The following is a 13,218-nucleotide window of genomic DNA, read 5'->3' as shown; positions in this document are numbered from 1 at the left end:
GCGAGGCTCCATCATTTTTTAACTTCTGCTACTGCTGCCTTTTGTCGCGGGCCAGTTGCTGCGCGGCCCTATGGGCGCATGTCCACGCGTTCGAGGTTCCGTGTAGCGGCTGTCCGAGCCTTCAGCGCGCGGGGCGCGGCAAGCTGACGATATTGTTCGCCATCGCCATCGCTGACGATGTCGATGTCGATGGCTTACGCGACTTCTGTAGCTCGCATCTTTGCTGCGGACTTTCCGTAAGCGGCCAGCGGCCCCACCTATGCAGCGTGCTTAGGTTTGGATAAAGTCCGGAAATGGCAACAGCGAGTCGATCTGGCTGTTGGGGCACGTCGGGAGACGTTCCAAAACAGTCGCCAGCCAGCGCGCCGGATCTAGTCCGTTGAGCTTGGCGGTGGCGAACAGGCTCTGGATGGCGGCGGCACGATGGCCCGCCCGCTCCGAGCCGGTGAACAACCAGTTCTTTTTGCCGATGGCAATGGGACGGATGGCGTTTTCGACCGGATTATTGTCGATCGGCAGCGTGCCCGAGCCGGCATAGCGCTCCAGCGCCGGCCAGCGCTTGAGCGCATGGTCGACGGCCTTGGCCGTGCCGCTGCCGGCGGCGACGGCGCGCTGGGTGGCAAGCAACCAGGCATGCAGTTCGGCCAGCGCCGGCATGGCCAATCGTTCGCGCAGCGCCCGGCGTTGCGGCGGATCGAGCCCCGCGCCTTGCTGCTCGATCGCGTATAGCGCCGCGATGCGGCGCAACGCCTCCTCGGCGACGGGGCTGCCGCTGGCGGCGTGCACGTCGAAGAATTTACGACGGATATGGGCCAGGCAGGCCAGTTCGGTGGGGCCGTCGACGAACAGGGCCTTGTAGCCCACGTAATCGTCCACCATCAGATGGCCGCGCCAGCCATGCAGGAAGGCGCGCGCATGGGTGCCGGCGCGGCTGGTCTGGTAGTCGAACACGACGATGGGCGGCCCGTCGTCATGCGCGCCGGAGCGGTAGGCCCACAGGTAGGCGTGGCGGGTCTTGCCGCTGCCGGGATCGAGTTGGCGCACCGGGGTTTCGTCGGCGTGCAGGCAGTCGTGTTGCCGCAGCAGTTCGGCGAGCCGGTCGGCCAGCGGCTGCAAGGCCACGCCGATGTGTCCGATCCACTCGGCCAAGGTCGAACGCGCCAGCGGCACGCCTTGGCGCGCGGCGATTTGCTCGATCCGGTACAGCGGCAGATGGTCGAGGTACTTGCTGGCGGCGACCCACGCCAGCAGGCCGGTGGCGGCCATGCCGCCATCGATGACGGCCGGCGGGATCGGCGCGGCCGTCACCGTCTCGCACGGACGGCAGGCGTACTGCGGACGGATGTGGCGATGCACGAAGAAGCGCGCCGGCTCCACGTCCAGTTGCTCGCTGACGTCCTCGCCGATCTTGACCAGGTCGGCGCCGCATTGGCCGCACTGGCACGAGTCGGGCTCGTGGCGGTGCTCGATGCGCGGCAGTTCAGGCGGCAGCGCCTGGCGGCCGGCGCGCTTGCGTTGGCGCTTGGCCGGCGCTTGGCCTTCGAGCTCCTCCTCAATGGCGGCCAGGTCGGTGTCGACCGTTTCCTCGAACAGCAAGCGTTGCTCGCCGACGAGCGCCTCGCTGGCCTTGCCGAAGCGGATCCGGCGGTAGTAGGCCAGCTCGTGGGTCAGCGCCGTGATCTTGAAATCTTTCTCGGCCAGCTTGGCCTGCTGCTGTGCGAACAGCGCCTGCACCTGCGCCAGCAGGGCCGGGTCGATGTCGGTGCGGGCGAGTTCGTTGAGCAGGTCCATGGCGCGACAGTTTACCGGGTGCCTTCCACGTTTACAAGCAAAACAGTTTACGTCGTCACAAGCGCCACTGGGCTGGCGCCGGTGCCGACAGGCGCTGCCAGTCCACGCCGGCGACCAGCCAGCGCCATTGTTCCGCGCTCATCTGCCAGCACGCATCGTCCGCCTGCGGCCAGACGAACTGGCCGTGATGCAGGCGGCGCAAGCACATCCACACGCCGGTGCCGTCCCAGCACACCAGCTTGAGGCGCGTGCGGCGGCGGTTGGCGAACACGTAGGCCGCGCCGTCGCACGGCGGGCGCCCCAGCGCCTGCTGCACGTGCAGCGACAAGCCGTCGATGCCGGTGCGCATGTCCACCGCCGCCGTCGCCAGCCAGATCGCATCGGCCAACAGCTCCATCACAGCGCGCGCATCAGTTCGGCCAGCCAGCCGGCAGGGACGTCGCCCGGCAGGCTCAGGGTCCAGCCACGCTCGTTGCGCAGGCTGATCGCCGCTGGTGCCGGCGCCGCCGGCGCCACCCGCACCGGTAACAAGCCTGGCACGGCCGGCGACTTGGTCAGTCGCCGTACCCAATAGCCTACCTGCCGGATCGGAAAGCCTTGCTCGATGGCGTATGCGCGCTGCGATAGTCCGCTGGCCCGCCACTGCGCCACACGTTCTTCCCACACTTTTTCCCGGTCCTTGTTTGACACCTTCCACCTCCTGTATTGATCGAGGCGATAGTTTGGCGGTGCCGATTAAGAATTCATAGATGGGACGGCTGGACGCTTACCCGAGTCCAGCCAACTCTTCGGGTTGAAGTGCCAAAATTGCGTCTGCATCGGGAATAAGCGTATAGAGGGTTGGCATACTCGGAGAAGGGTTCAAGAATGATGGATGAAGGTCGGTTGTGGGGCGTCTAAATATCAACGCTCGGGGCGAGCATTTATGTAATCCTCAACCCGTTTTAGCAACAACGCGCAGCGTATTATCGTTCTCTCGCTATCATTCAGCTCCTGACGCTCGATGACCGCGAATTCCTGAATAACAAAACCAGGTGGAAACTGTTGCCAAGTCAGGTCAATGTGATACCACTTCTCCCCGATGCGAGCCCCATTCCAAAAGTGTACCTCGCGAGTTTTACCGCTCCACACCTGTCCCTTGATAATTTCGGTCTCGGGGTAGTAATGCTGCACTACCCTCGACGTTGGATAGCACTGCCCAAGTGCTGGGTTTCCTATTTCTTCGATTTCAAGATAAGCGGTTTGTTTGTCCCAGGAAGCAGTTAGCGCTTCTCGAAGGCGCAGCATAAAATCTCGACAGTGCGCGTTCATTGTCCATTCCTATCAATGCTCTTGGCCGAAGATGCCATAAAATCGAAATAAGCTGGGTCCGCTTTTGGCCGCTTACTGGCATTGTCCCAAATGGCAGCTCGAGCCAATCGTTGGATGGATATAGTCATAATTTACCAGTACCATCGATAGCTGCCCAGAATGAAATCATCTCATTGTGGATGACTCCAGTAAGCATCTGATAATTTGTTATTGCACGCTCGAGTAGTTCGATAGAGTCTTCTAACAAATCAAATTCTAAATGGTCATCACCAGAGTAATGCTTCAGTTCATTTTTGGTCTGGTTCAGTAAATCACCGACTATTTTCTCGGTTTTTTGATTTTCGTCAACAAGCGTCTGCGACAACGCCATAATTGCACTCTTTATGTTATCGAAAGATGGCTCTTTTCCCTTTTTTCGCAGGCGTTTTCCGAGTATTTCCTCCGCTGCGCCAGCGAGAGTAATCGCAGAAACGTAGTCTCCTTCGTGCCAAAGTCGAATTGCCGCCAGTAGCTGCCGCTCAGCAATTTCTTCAGCTAACAATATTACAGCCGCCATATTTCGCATCTTTCATCAATTTTCGCCACCGGTGGATCCGCTTTTGGCCGTTTTCATCCCCCACCAGCTAGGTCACGAAACCTTCTTCTCCCAAGACTCCAAAATGAACAAGGCTGCTGTATGAGCGCTGTGAATTGCCAAACGGGCATGTCTAGGCTGAAGTTTGTATTGTTTCTTACCGGCACCATGAGCAGAACTGGTATGCGTTCTCAGCGCGCCGATTCCTTCAACGATAGCGAACAGCCCAGTAAGAATTACCTGTAGATCCTTATCTTCAACCACACTAGGATCGAATCCAAGGTCTTTTCTAACTACTGACCAAACGGGCTTCAAGTCTTGTTTTGGCGGCGCCTCAAGACCTCGTTCTGCAATGTAGACCTTGCAAACGCTCTCAAGAATATTGCTTGCGGCCGAAACCGCCTCTCTTGGGCTATGCTCGACATTGGCCAACGCTCTGCTAAATTCATGATCCATTGCAGGCAGGTCGCGGTCGCGAATATAGTCTTCTAGTGCTTTCGAAGGCGTGCCAAGCGTCCCTGAAATCAACCCTCCCCGGACGTACTGAAGATCATAACGAGCAAGCGCTTTTCGAATTTTTTCTTGGTCATCCGTTTCGGTTCGTGGCGGGCCTTCATCAAACGGACTGGGCTCAGGTGGATCCTCTTCCATGTACGTTTCTATTAATCGACCTAAAACACTCAGTGGCTGAACCGTTTCATCTCGGTTGACCCGACGTAGCCATTCCTGCGCCTTAACCCACTTGCTACCTTCAGGGGGTTCACCTGGGGCACCGGCATGCATGAACAAATTGTCCAGTGACGCGTGCGTGGTGCGCTGTGAAAGTATCTCTGCGACGGCGGCAACGACTGGTACCGGAATCAGCTTGCGCATAAACACAGCTCATTAAACAAAAAATATTTAGTGTATTTCATTGACACAATTTTCTTCTGCCAGATTGCTGACGGTGTGTGGTTGAACCTGGAAAGGTGCGACACTTAATTCGCATTTGCGACATTTGGCTCCGCGCCACGTTCTTTAGACCTAATCAAGACCTCCATGTTAGGCACGACATTGATGTCAAGGTGGTCATGCATTCGCTGGCTTAGATGGTGTTCGTTGGGAAGCTCAATGCCCTCTTGACGCGCCCATTCACGCAACAGGCCCAGCAATACCATGCTGACGATGTGACCGTCCTCCATGTACTGGAGCAGGAAATCCTTTAGCCTTCCCCGTCCTTCATCAGAATGCAGGTCTAAACCGCCGGGCACATCATGTAAACGATGCGCGATGACATTGCGATGTTGGAGGAAGCGATCCAGCTGTTCGTCAAAGGTGGGATGCAGATCCACCCGCTTTCGCAGCGTATTGAGCAGTTGCCCCAAAGTGGCTTTCGAATGCCGCTCAAGCATGACTTGGACCTGCTCTACAGTCTGCCGTGTCTCGCCGTGCAATGGGAACGTCAGGCAAGTGCTCATCAGGCGCTCAACACTCTGTCCTGCGATTACCGCAAAGCCCAAAGTCTTCAGCACATCGTCCTGTACGGGCTTATAGCCTGATTGCGCTTTGTCTTTCATTATTTTCCCTCATCTTGAGAATTGCGCCCCGATGGCTGAGTCGCAGCTTAGTTTATATGGATCCTCAGCATAGGGCGACTCAGCAGCAGTAATATGGCGCAGACATGTCCGGCCGACTTAATCACCAATAATCAAGGTACAGACGCCCGTAGTGAAACGATTCCCTGGAAAACCGGTCTTGGCCATAGCAGACATTCGCAAGCAACCGGCGAACGTCCGCTCTTGGCCGCTATCGGTCCGTCTGGTATTGTCTGCGAATTCTGTCTGCGCAGTCACAGAATTCTGAAATGTCTTTGCAATAGTCAGTAGACCAGTCGAACTGGTCCACAATGTGGTGGCGCAGTGCGTGAACAGCGCGCACAATTCCTGCCACGATAGGTTCCAATTCAACTCTGTCGAGAAACGATTTGAAAACGCGGAGCGCATACCATTTTTGGCTTTGCGAAGTCGGCGGTTCCTGAGAGACCAACCAAGCTCTCGACTCTCTAAGCAAATTCTCAAGGTCAGATTTCATGGATGGGCTTAACACATTGAATGGCCGGTTCTGGCCGATTGCAGACGACGTATCTAGCCTAGTGTCGCGTTTACTCGAGTACAAGCCGAGCGGTCCCCGCCAACTCCAATTGCCTAGATTACGCCATTCCATTTCATTAATGTCGTCTTGATTCATGGTGCGCTGCCCCTATTCAGAAGATAATATATTTCACTTGGCCTACTTAACCCGCCTAAAAAAGCGAATCAAGCTCGCGATTAACGGCTGCCATTGGCCGTACCCAGCCAACATCAGAGAGCATAACTAGCAACGTTACATATCACACGGAATGATGGTTGTTCCAGAATCAAAAAGACGCATAATTCCAAAGAATAAATTATTTATCTTTTTCAATATAGGCCAAGGCAATTTTTCTGGGAATTGCAATTATGGCGCCAATTATGATCATCGCCTGAAATAATACGCCAAAATAAAAGACCTTCGGTCCATCATCCATTAAAGCTTCATCTGCCAATCCAATATATTTTTCACGAGCAAAACTATCTACTGGATCAGCAAATAAAAAGTAAATCTGCCCTTTAAGATCAACTATATTAGCAGAAATCTTGTCTTGATTATCATTCATAATTGAAGTCGAGCTCTTCTGTACTAAATAATTAAGCCCCTCACAATTTTTAGTACTTTTGCAAAAACTCGACTTGTCGATTTCAGATTTTATCTCCATAATTGAATTTACTCTGACTTTAATATTGGATCTATCTATGTCGAGCCCTGATTTATATAGAAAGAAAGACAACCCAAATAGAGTTAAAGCAGCCGCAACTTCAGAGCGATATTTCATGAGCTTTGGTTTCGCGTCCTTTTCGCTTAGTTTTTTTACCAAAAAAAACGTGTTGATAAAAATTAAGATAAATAATAAGAGCATTGATCCTATCTGAAAATATCGAGCTTTTCCTTTTTCGAACGAATTGACCTGTGTTAATACTGCTCCAGCGATGACTACCGTACCAACGAGAAATGTCGCACAAGCACCATCCCAATCATCTTCCGAAAGATCAAATCTTTTCTTTATAAATTCTTTCATATAAACCCTGTTGGAAACAATTAGACTTTCGAGGCATTATTATGAGCAACATTCCGATATTTTACTTAAACCGTCTGTTTTTGGCCGCCGCGCCGTCGGCCGGTTCTTCAATAACTCGTCATCGAACCAAACATCTTCATACGCTGGCGCAAGTAAGACTCGCCATCCTGGAGGCAGGACTAGATAAGGAACAATCATAGCGCAGTAGTCTTGGAGGTGGGCAACGCAAAGCGGCTGATAAAAGTTCACGTCCGCAGAAACCTCTCCTCCGTAAATGTACCAGCCACAATCTCCATTCTCTGGCTGAACTCGGACAGCATGAAGGGGGAGATTTTCTAATGTTTGTAGCGCAATTCCCACCCTCCCATTCATATCGGGCGGTGCGTACTCGGCACCAAATCGCTGGCAAATTTGCCTTTGGTCGTCGGACATGGTTTGATTTTAATTTTTTATCGAGTTCGAACGGCGGCTTCTGGCCGCTAGTCGCTATGACGCTCGAATAACGTTTTGCTTCAGGCGTCTGTCCTGTCGAATGGCATCGAGGGTTCAGGCAAGTGTACGTCGCAGCCAGCTCCTCAACCCCGCAACGGTTTCCCGTACACCAGTCCTTGTCGCGCATGCAACTGACAGTACCAGTCCCCAACGGATCGCCACTACATTTCGGGCAGGGCATTTCCTTGTCCATTTTAGTTACGCCATGTTTGTTTGAATTCCTGATCGAACCACATCTCAACTATGTCTTTTACATTGGTTGCAGTCCGAAAAGTAAGATACAGAGGATGGGTATTGCTTAGCCAAGCATGAAATTCGATAAAACTCGGATTATTATTTGGAAAGCCGTTGGGATAATGCTCCTGCGCCCAAGAGTGGCATAGCCGACGGATCACCGATTCGCTTTCGCTTTTTTTCATATGTTCAACTTTCCCATTCTCATTAGCTTCCTTAGGGTATCCGACTGCTTGTGGCCGTACTTGGCAGGAAGTATCAGGATAGCATCTTGTCGACGTGGGAGATCCACTGATTTTCACGCTGGTACAAATACACAGCGCGATGCGCCTTACAACTTGCGTATCATATTGCTGCTTCATATTTCTTTACGGCACGCTTGGCGGCGGGTCTTTGTAATATTCAAATTCTGCAGAGGGATTTGGTATTTCACTCTCGGAAGGGTGTTCGGCTCCACTGGTATAGTCGAAAGTTCCATGACCAATGCCAATCACTGTTTTCCGCGCAAAGCTGCCTGCGTAGGCTTGAACTGGTGATGGAAGCGTCGTTATTGATGTGGCGAGCATAATTGCGTCGTGGACGAGCCGGCCAAGAACATACAGCAATCTATCCCATTCGACTTTCGAGTTCGCGAGCACCGTTTCTGGGTCTTGGCCGTGGGCCAGCCCATTGCGTACATCAAAAAGCTTGGAGTACACGGACTTCGCCTTAGCACCCACGATTCGATTTGCCAGCGCAATGATTTGGTCCTTTGATGACCGCACCAGTGGCGGCGCCATTCCGCAGGCTGCGCAAATTGCATCCTTCTGGCAGTGCCGGCATTTTATTGAGGGGCGCACCACGTCACCGGTTTGATTGACCGCTAATATCTCCAAAGCGAGCCAGAACCGCATGAACTGATCCTCCGGGATCTCTTCAAGCAGCCCATAACGAAAATTTCGTACTGCTTTTCTGACGTATTTCGGCGCATCAATGAAAGCCGTCGGGGCATCAATGAATTGCTGATAAAGCTGCGCTCGTGCGGGATAGCGCGAGTCTGCATGTGCAAACACGCTAAACCTACGAGTTGCTGTGTTAGGCTCCCATTCGAGCTTACGCAAAGGTCGGATGATCTTGAAGCGTGCATGGCTTACAAAGCCCAGTACATCCAACTGCCGCGCAAGTTGGGCACGAAGTTCTTCGTGCGCTTCGTCGTAGCTACTTGTCGGGCCGATGACCGTCACTGCAAGGTGGGCGAGATTCCCTTTGGTATCTGGTGGAGCATTACGATATACGAACTGGTATTCGTTAGCCGCAGCCGGTGCATATTGTTCGACGGCGCTATCGATCACAAGGTCAGACTCGACCAGGAAGTCACATCGCATGACAGGCATACCGCATCTTTCTTCAGGTGAGGATTGTTGATAGGGCCTGTCACTGCGGAAGGCCAGTTGTTAGACTAATGTCTAGGTGTCCGGTATTGGCCGAACGCGGCCGGCGTCTAGGATAGCAGCTTGCCCATCTGCAAAAATTCACTAATGCTCATTGTGTACGCAGGAGCTTACTGCGCCGAGCGAAAGCACGTTGCAAAGCCGGGGACGGTTGCGCCGGCGATAGTAGCGCCAGGGCTAAGCACGCCTGAACGGCCAACGGCAGCGAAATAACTTCGACCTGCTCGGTGGCACGTTGATGGGCATCCTGAATGGTGGGCAAAGCAAAATCGGTCATAGTGCACCCTCAAAGTTCAGCGGCGCTTCCGTAGCGCAGATGCCGCGCTTCCACGTGGAGAATGATTTGAGAAACGGCGCTCTAGTTACGATAATAAACCATCGCCCACCGCCTTCCGTGCCAGTATCGCTGGTCTATCCTCGAAATCGCCAACTATCGCCACGAGTGCGTGTTTTCTTGGCTTGGGCCACACAAGAGTTCGCAACCAAGAATTCACCAATCATCGATTGATACGTATTCGGTTGATCACAGGGTTGGCCTTCTCAGTATGCCCGCCGGCCATTCCCTCACGCACGCTTGGCCCCTGTCGTGAGAGCATTCGAACCGTTCCTTTAGCGTCGATTGCGCGCCGAATTGACAGCTCCATCTGAAGCTCTACCTACTCGTTCTGATGAGTAGGTGCATGTATTAACGTGATCAACTTTCGATGCAAACTATGCAGCTAAATCGACCAGTCTGGAAGCAACCCAACATTGTGGATCTCAGCCGGAGTCGTAGGACACGTCTGGCCGCATGCGCAAGTCGAGGTGGTCAAGAATGGTTCGCACAATACGCGCCGAATGCTGAGCCCAAATTTGATCATGAAGAAGGTACTCAAAGAATCCCGACGTCGCTAGGAAAAAGCATATCGTAGCAGGCGCAATCGCACGTTTAAGCGCATAAGCGTACTGCTCGTCAGCTATGAAGACAGGCACACAACCAACCACGCGACCCAAGCGTGAATCATGTGTCAGAGGCTGTGGCAGGCTTTCTTTTTGCTTTCGGTTTCGGCCCAAATTTCAGCATTTCACTCGGATGGACGCCCAGCGCGTCGGCGATCACGCAGATGTTCACAAGCGAGACATTGCGCTCGCCGCGCTCTATGCCGCCGACATAGCTCCTTGCTAGCCCGCTCTCAAGGGCTAACTTTTCTTGAGACCAGCCTAGGACCTTCCTCAACTCGATTACTCGTTCTCCGAACAGGTCTAGCAATTTCTCATATTTCATAGCTTGGCCCAAGTGGTGGTGACGCCAAAGCATATGAAACTGACCACTATGTTTCCACGTCCTATGATGGCCCGCACTATAAGTACACGCACTATAAGTACCCGCACTATGAGTGACAAAATTGCTTTTGGAAACTATACTTGTTTGAGTTTTCAAAACTCAGGTAAATCTCGTGGGCAAAAAGCACGCCCATTGTTGCCTTTAAAACAACCGCCCCCTGGAAATTATGAGACATTCAGCTTTTACGGTACGAGGGAAGTTGGGACCGCTTCCCGCAGCAATCTGGACGAAAGGCAGTAGCAGATTTTCTTTTCTTGATGTCGGCGACGAACGCTTCGATAACTGCTGGGTCTTGGATTACATAGTCAGTAATGTGGAGAACTCAGTACATGAGGAGGTCGAGTTGTCCTTCTGCCGATTGTACAAGCAGTCCCTTCATCTCTGTGCAATCAAAAAATCAACGGGCAAGATCGAACGTATACCTGATCCTTCCCCCGCCTATTCCGGGATATGTCAGTCACTGCACTGATTGGGGGATTGATAACATTCATGACCACGTGGTTCATCGCTCCTTTCCTGCTAGTGATCCCGTTTTTCGTCCTGCGTTCGTTTATGTCTAATCTGGGGGAAAAATTCTTGGCTCCACTCATGTTTGCCGGATTTTTTTCTATTTGGGCAGCACAACTAGTCTGGGTACTTTTCTTCAGCAAAAGGCTGTCGCCGAAAGTACGTCTAGCCATCGTAAATCAGGCTCGCACAGCATTTGATTGACGGCCTGTACTTCGTTTTACTTAACGGATCTACAAAACCAATGCACAAATTAACTTCATCTATTTTCGTGTCGGCAGCATTTGCGACAATTTTGAGCGCCTGCGGTGGCGGTTCGGCCAGCTCCACCGCGAGTGCACCAACGACCCCAACCAACCCGGTGGGACCCACTGCGCCGCCGACCCTGATCCCTAGCGATACCCAAACCAGCGTCCCGACACTCACCTACGCTGCCAACTCGGAGGAATTCAAGTTCGTGACGGCGCTGAACGCTTTCCGCGCTCAGGTCGGCCTGGGTCTGCTGGCGCAAAACACCAAGCTCGACACCGCCTCTGCCAACCATCTGGGTTACCTGCTGGTGAACGACATCAACAACGGCGGCACCGTCAACCTAAACAGCTTTGATCCGGCCACTGGCCGCTCGATGCTGCACATCGAAAATGGCGCTCTGGCCAAGTTCACTGGAGTGCAGGAAGCTGACCGCGCCAAGTTCGCATCGTATGACGGTTCGTACACCGGCGAAGAAGTAACCTTCGGCGGTGGTCAGGGCGGCGCTGTGGCGCTTGGCACCCTAGTGCAGACCGTCTATCACCGCGTTGGCCTGATGTTGCAAAATGTGCGTGAAATTGGCGTCGCTGTTGGTGCTGACAAGAGCCAAACCGTTGTCATGGAGCTTGGCCTGAAAACCAACCAGTCCGTTGCGTCTGACTACATTGGTGTGTACCCGTCGAACGGCCAGACTGGCGTGGCGCTTCATAGCTATGTCGAAGCACCGAACCCGTTCCCCGAACTGTCGACGGCCAACAGCGACTTCCCAACTAAAACGTCGTTCCCAGTGAGCGTTTCGGTAGTCACCGGCAACACCATCGCTGTAACGACCTTCACAGTCGCTGAAGCCGGCAAGAGCGCTCCGATGGATGCGCGTCTGTTGACTCGTGCGAACGACCCGAACAACTACCTGACCGGCAACGTAGCGTTCCTGGTGGCGAAGGCAGCATTCAAGTCAACCACGACCTACAACGTGAAGTTCACCGGCACCAATAACGGTGCGGCGTTCACCAAGGAATGGTCGTTTACGACCAAGTAGCGAAAAGCAGATCAAGGTCGTGCAAGGTACGGCCTCGTCATTTCGAAATACAAACTTGAGGCGATTGAAAGGTGCAAACCATGCTCGAAGTATCGTTGAAATCACACATCTTCCATCTGGACGTTACGCTACCGAAGCGGTTTTCGAAAGATGAATTTATTAGTCGATATGTCGACGTCGATCTAGCTACGGTAATGGAATTTATCAAGGATACGAATCCCATAAACGCAAGACTGTTCGTTCAAACACCGCATCAAGAAGGTATGCTATACGTGTTGAACGAAGTGTCATCCGTATGGTCGTGCCTTGATTCAACTGGGCAAAAAGTGTTCATCTGCATCGGCAATGACCACGAAACGGTGATCGCAAACAATCATTTCCTCGAACCCTTTAGCGAAATAACGAGGGTGTGGCCGAGAACCTCCCACGCAACCTGGCCTGAGATGAAAGCACGATCTGAGCAGAGATCGTGTCGAGTCAGGAGAGGGGCCACCAGGATTGATCGCCCCATCAATTCACCGACGACTTAGAAAGTCTCGGACGGCCGCCGCGTTCGTTCCTACATGGTCCACTGCGTGTAAAAGTTCGTCCCTATGGATATCTAGCTCCGCAAGCCAATAAACTACGCTTGCGCTGTCACTGATCGTGATCCTGTTTAGATCACGGGGCAGGAATCGAACACTGCCATTAGACGCACGATTTAGCTGCGCTCTGAGATCTTCATTCTCGCGCTTTTGGTCTGCTAACAGGCACAGTGTCTTTTCATAACGAACCTGCGCCAAATAGTACGCATTTCTCACGGCGTCATGCTTCGCCCTAGCCTCATCTAATCGACCCGTGACCTTGCGTCGCACAGACTTCGCGCCGATCTCCATCTTTGCCATGACCTGTGTAAGCCAAGTCTTTACAAACTCCTTGGTCGTGGTCTTATGTACATACCCCTCCAAAACAGCAACGCCGAGGCCGGCACGCCGAAGCAGCTCGGACGTGTTAAGAATGCCTTTGTTGAGCGGATAAATTCCATCGTTCGTATCGATCTCCAGCTCGATCTCGGACATGGCTTTTTTAATACTTTCAACGACACGCTGACTTCTGGCTGCGCCATCGGCCCGCAATCCTGGCGGGATGTCCACT

The 13,218-nt window shown here is 53.1% G+C and carries 16 protein-coding genes; 2 read left to right on the top strand and 14 right to left on the bottom strand.

What is annotated here, in order from left to right; translation table 11 throughout:
* Positions 1-270: 270 nt before the first annotated feature.
* The 12 genes from tnpC to AC0IYS_RS04610 form a co-directional block, all read right to left on the bottom strand.
* Entirely contained in the window at positions 271-1,791 is a 1,521-nt protein-coding gene (gene tnpC, locus AC0IYS_RS04665) for an IS66 family transposase (RefSeq protein WP_471704081.1), read from the bottom strand.
* Positions 1,792-1,846: 55 nt separating this feature from the next.
* Positions 1,847-2,188 (bottom strand): IS66 family insertion sequence element accessory protein TnpB, encoded by a 342-nt coding sequence (gene tnpB / locus AC0IYS_RS04660; protein WP_471708794.1) that lies wholly within the window; start codon positions 2,186-2,188, stop codon positions 1,847-1,849.
* The gene (tnpA, locus tag AC0IYS_RS04655; RefSeq protein WP_471704080.1) at positions 2,188-2,481 is read right to left on the bottom strand and encodes an IS66 family insertion sequence element accessory protein TnpA; all 294 of its coding nucleotides are present in this window, start codon (positions 2,479-2,481) and stop codon (positions 2,188-2,190) included. The genes tnpB and tnpA overlap by 1 nt, the downstream gene beginning before the upstream one ends.
* A 213-nt stretch (positions 2,482-2,694) precedes the next feature.
* On the bottom strand, positions 2,695-3,102 hold the full coding sequence (locus AC0IYS_RS04650; protein ID WP_471704079.1) for a YunG family protein: 408 nt from the start codon (positions 3,100-3,102) through the stop codon (positions 2,695-2,697).
* Between the two features lie 124 nt (positions 3,103-3,226).
* Complete coding sequence (locus AC0IYS_RS04645; protein WP_471704078.1) at positions 3,227-3,658, bottom strand: hypothetical protein; 432 nt, start codon at positions 3,656-3,658, stop codon at positions 3,227-3,229.
* A gap of 72 nt (positions 3,659-3,730) precedes the next feature.
* Positions 3,731-4,549 carry an abortive infection family protein gene (locus tag AC0IYS_RS04640; RefSeq protein ID WP_471704077.1) on the bottom strand — a complete coding sequence of 273 codons (819 nt, stop codon included), beginning with the start codon at positions 4,547-4,549 and terminating at the stop codon, positions 3,731-3,733.
* A 104-nt stretch (positions 4,550-4,653) separates the two neighbouring features.
* The gene (locus tag AC0IYS_RS04635) at positions 4,654-5,232 is read right to left on the bottom strand and encodes a hypothetical protein (RefSeq protein ID WP_471704076.1); all 579 of its coding nucleotides are present in this window, start codon (positions 5,230-5,232) and stop codon (positions 4,654-4,656) included.
* Positions 5,233-6,101: 869 nt separating this feature from the next.
* Positions 6,102-6,809: a hypothetical protein gene (locus AC0IYS_RS04630; RefSeq protein WP_471704075.1), complete on the bottom strand. Its 708-nt coding sequence runs from the start codon at positions 6,807-6,809 to the stop codon at positions 6,102-6,104.
* Positions 6,810-6,848: 39 nt separating this feature from the next.
* On the bottom strand, positions 6,849-7,241 hold the full coding sequence (locus tag AC0IYS_RS04625) for an immunity protein Imm33 domain-containing protein (RefSeq protein WP_471704074.1): 393 nt from the start codon (positions 7,239-7,241) through the stop codon (positions 6,849-6,851).
* 254 nt (positions 7,242-7,495) lie between these two features.
* Positions 7,496-7,897: a hypothetical protein gene (locus AC0IYS_RS04620; protein ID WP_471704073.1), complete on the bottom strand. Its 402-nt coding sequence runs from the start codon at positions 7,895-7,897 to the stop codon at positions 7,496-7,498.
* Positions 7,898-7,903: 6 nt separating this feature from the next.
* On the bottom strand, positions 7,904-8,866 hold the full coding sequence (locus AC0IYS_RS04615) for a hypothetical protein (protein ID WP_471704072.1): 963 nt from the start codon (positions 8,864-8,866) through the stop codon (positions 7,904-7,906).
* 190 nt (positions 8,867-9,056) lie between these two features.
* Positions 9,057-9,242 (bottom strand): type II toxin -antitoxin system TacA 1-like antitoxin, encoded by a 186-nt coding sequence (locus AC0IYS_RS04610; RefSeq protein ID WP_471704071.1) that lies wholly within the window; start codon positions 9,240-9,242, stop codon positions 9,057-9,059.
* On the opposite strand from AC0IYS_RS04610, the gene AC0IYS_RS04605 reads away from it, so the two are divergent.
* Entirely contained in the window at positions 9,204-9,473 is a 270-nt protein-coding gene (locus AC0IYS_RS04605; protein WP_471704070.1) for a LysR substrate-binding domain-containing protein, read from the top strand. The two genes, AC0IYS_RS04610 and AC0IYS_RS04605, sit on opposite strands and share 39 nt — an antisense overlap.
* A 492-nt stretch (positions 9,474-9,965) precedes the next feature.
* Here AC0IYS_RS04605 and AC0IYS_RS04600 read toward each other — a convergent pair whose 3' ends face one another.
* The gene (locus AC0IYS_RS04600; RefSeq protein WP_471704069.1) at positions 9,966-10,229 is read right to left on the bottom strand and encodes a helix-turn-helix domain-containing protein; all 264 of its coding nucleotides are present in this window, start codon (positions 10,227-10,229) and stop codon (positions 9,966-9,968) included.
* A gap of 763 nt (positions 10,230-10,992) precedes the next feature.
* Here AC0IYS_RS04600 and AC0IYS_RS04595 point away from each other — a divergent pair.
* A complete protein-coding gene (locus AC0IYS_RS04595) occupies positions 10,993-12,084 on the top strand; it encodes a CAP domain-containing protein (protein WP_471704068.1) in 1,092 nt (363 codons plus the stop codon).
* A 515-nt stretch (positions 12,085-12,599) separates the two neighbouring features.
* On the opposite strand, the gene AC0IYS_RS04590 is transcribed toward AC0IYS_RS04595, so the two are convergent.
* Positions 12,600-13,217: a DUF3606 domain-containing protein gene (locus AC0IYS_RS04590; RefSeq protein ID WP_471704067.1), complete on the bottom strand. Its 618-nt coding sequence runs from the start codon at positions 13,215-13,217 to the stop codon at positions 12,600-12,602.
* Position 13,218: the final 1 nt, after the last annotated feature.

The organism is Duganella sp. AC237, from assembly GCF_979254035.1.
This window is presented reverse-complemented; position numbering and strand designations above follow the sequence as displayed.

Bases quoted from the DNA above. Each gene is read 5' to 3' on its own strand.
- AC0IYS_RS04635 (WP_471704076.1), bottom strand. From the start codon at position 5,232: ATGAAAGACAAAGCGCAATCAGGCTATAAGCCCGTACAGGACGATGTG.
- AC0IYS_RS04600 (WP_471704069.1), bottom strand. From the start codon at position 10,229: ATGAAATATGAGAAATTGCTAGACCTGTTCGGAGAACGAGTAATCGAG.
- tnpC (WP_471704081.1), bottom strand. From the start codon at position 1,791: ATGGACCTGCTCAACGAACTCGCCCGCACCGACATCGACCCGGCCCTG.
- AC0IYS_RS04640 (WP_471704077.1), bottom strand. From the start codon at position 4,549: ATGCGCAAGCTGATTCCGGTACCAGTCGTTGCCGCCGTCGCAGAGATA.
- tnpB (WP_471708794.1), bottom strand. From the start codon at position 2,188: ATGGAGCTGTTGGCCGATGCGATCTGGCTGGCGACGGCGGCGGTGGAC.
- AC0IYS_RS04645 (WP_471704078.1), bottom strand. From the start codon at position 3,658: ATGGCGGCTGTAATATTGTTAGCTGAAGAAATTGCTGAGCGGCAGCTA.
- AC0IYS_RS04605 (WP_471704070.1), top strand. From the start codon at position 9,204: ATGGGCATCCTGAATGGTGGGCAAAGCAAAATCGGTCATAGTGCACCC.
- AC0IYS_RS04650 (WP_471704079.1), bottom strand. From the start codon at position 3,102: ATGAACGCGCACTGTCGAGATTTTATGCTGCGCCTTCGAGAAGCGCTA.
- AC0IYS_RS04610 (WP_471704071.1), bottom strand. From the start codon at position 9,242: ATGACCGATTTTGCTTTGCCCACCATTCAGGATGCCCATCAACGTGCC.
- AC0IYS_RS04620 (WP_471704073.1), bottom strand. From the start codon at position 7,897: ATGAAGCAGCAATATGATACGCAAGTTGTAAGGCGCATCGCGCTGTGT.
- AC0IYS_RS04625 (WP_471704074.1), bottom strand. From the start codon at position 7,241: ATGTCCGACGACCAAAGGCAAATTTGCCAGCGATTTGGTGCCGAGTAC.
- AC0IYS_RS04630 (WP_471704075.1), bottom strand. From the start codon at position 6,809: ATGAAAGAATTTATAAAGAAAAGATTTGATCTTTCGGAAGATGATTGG.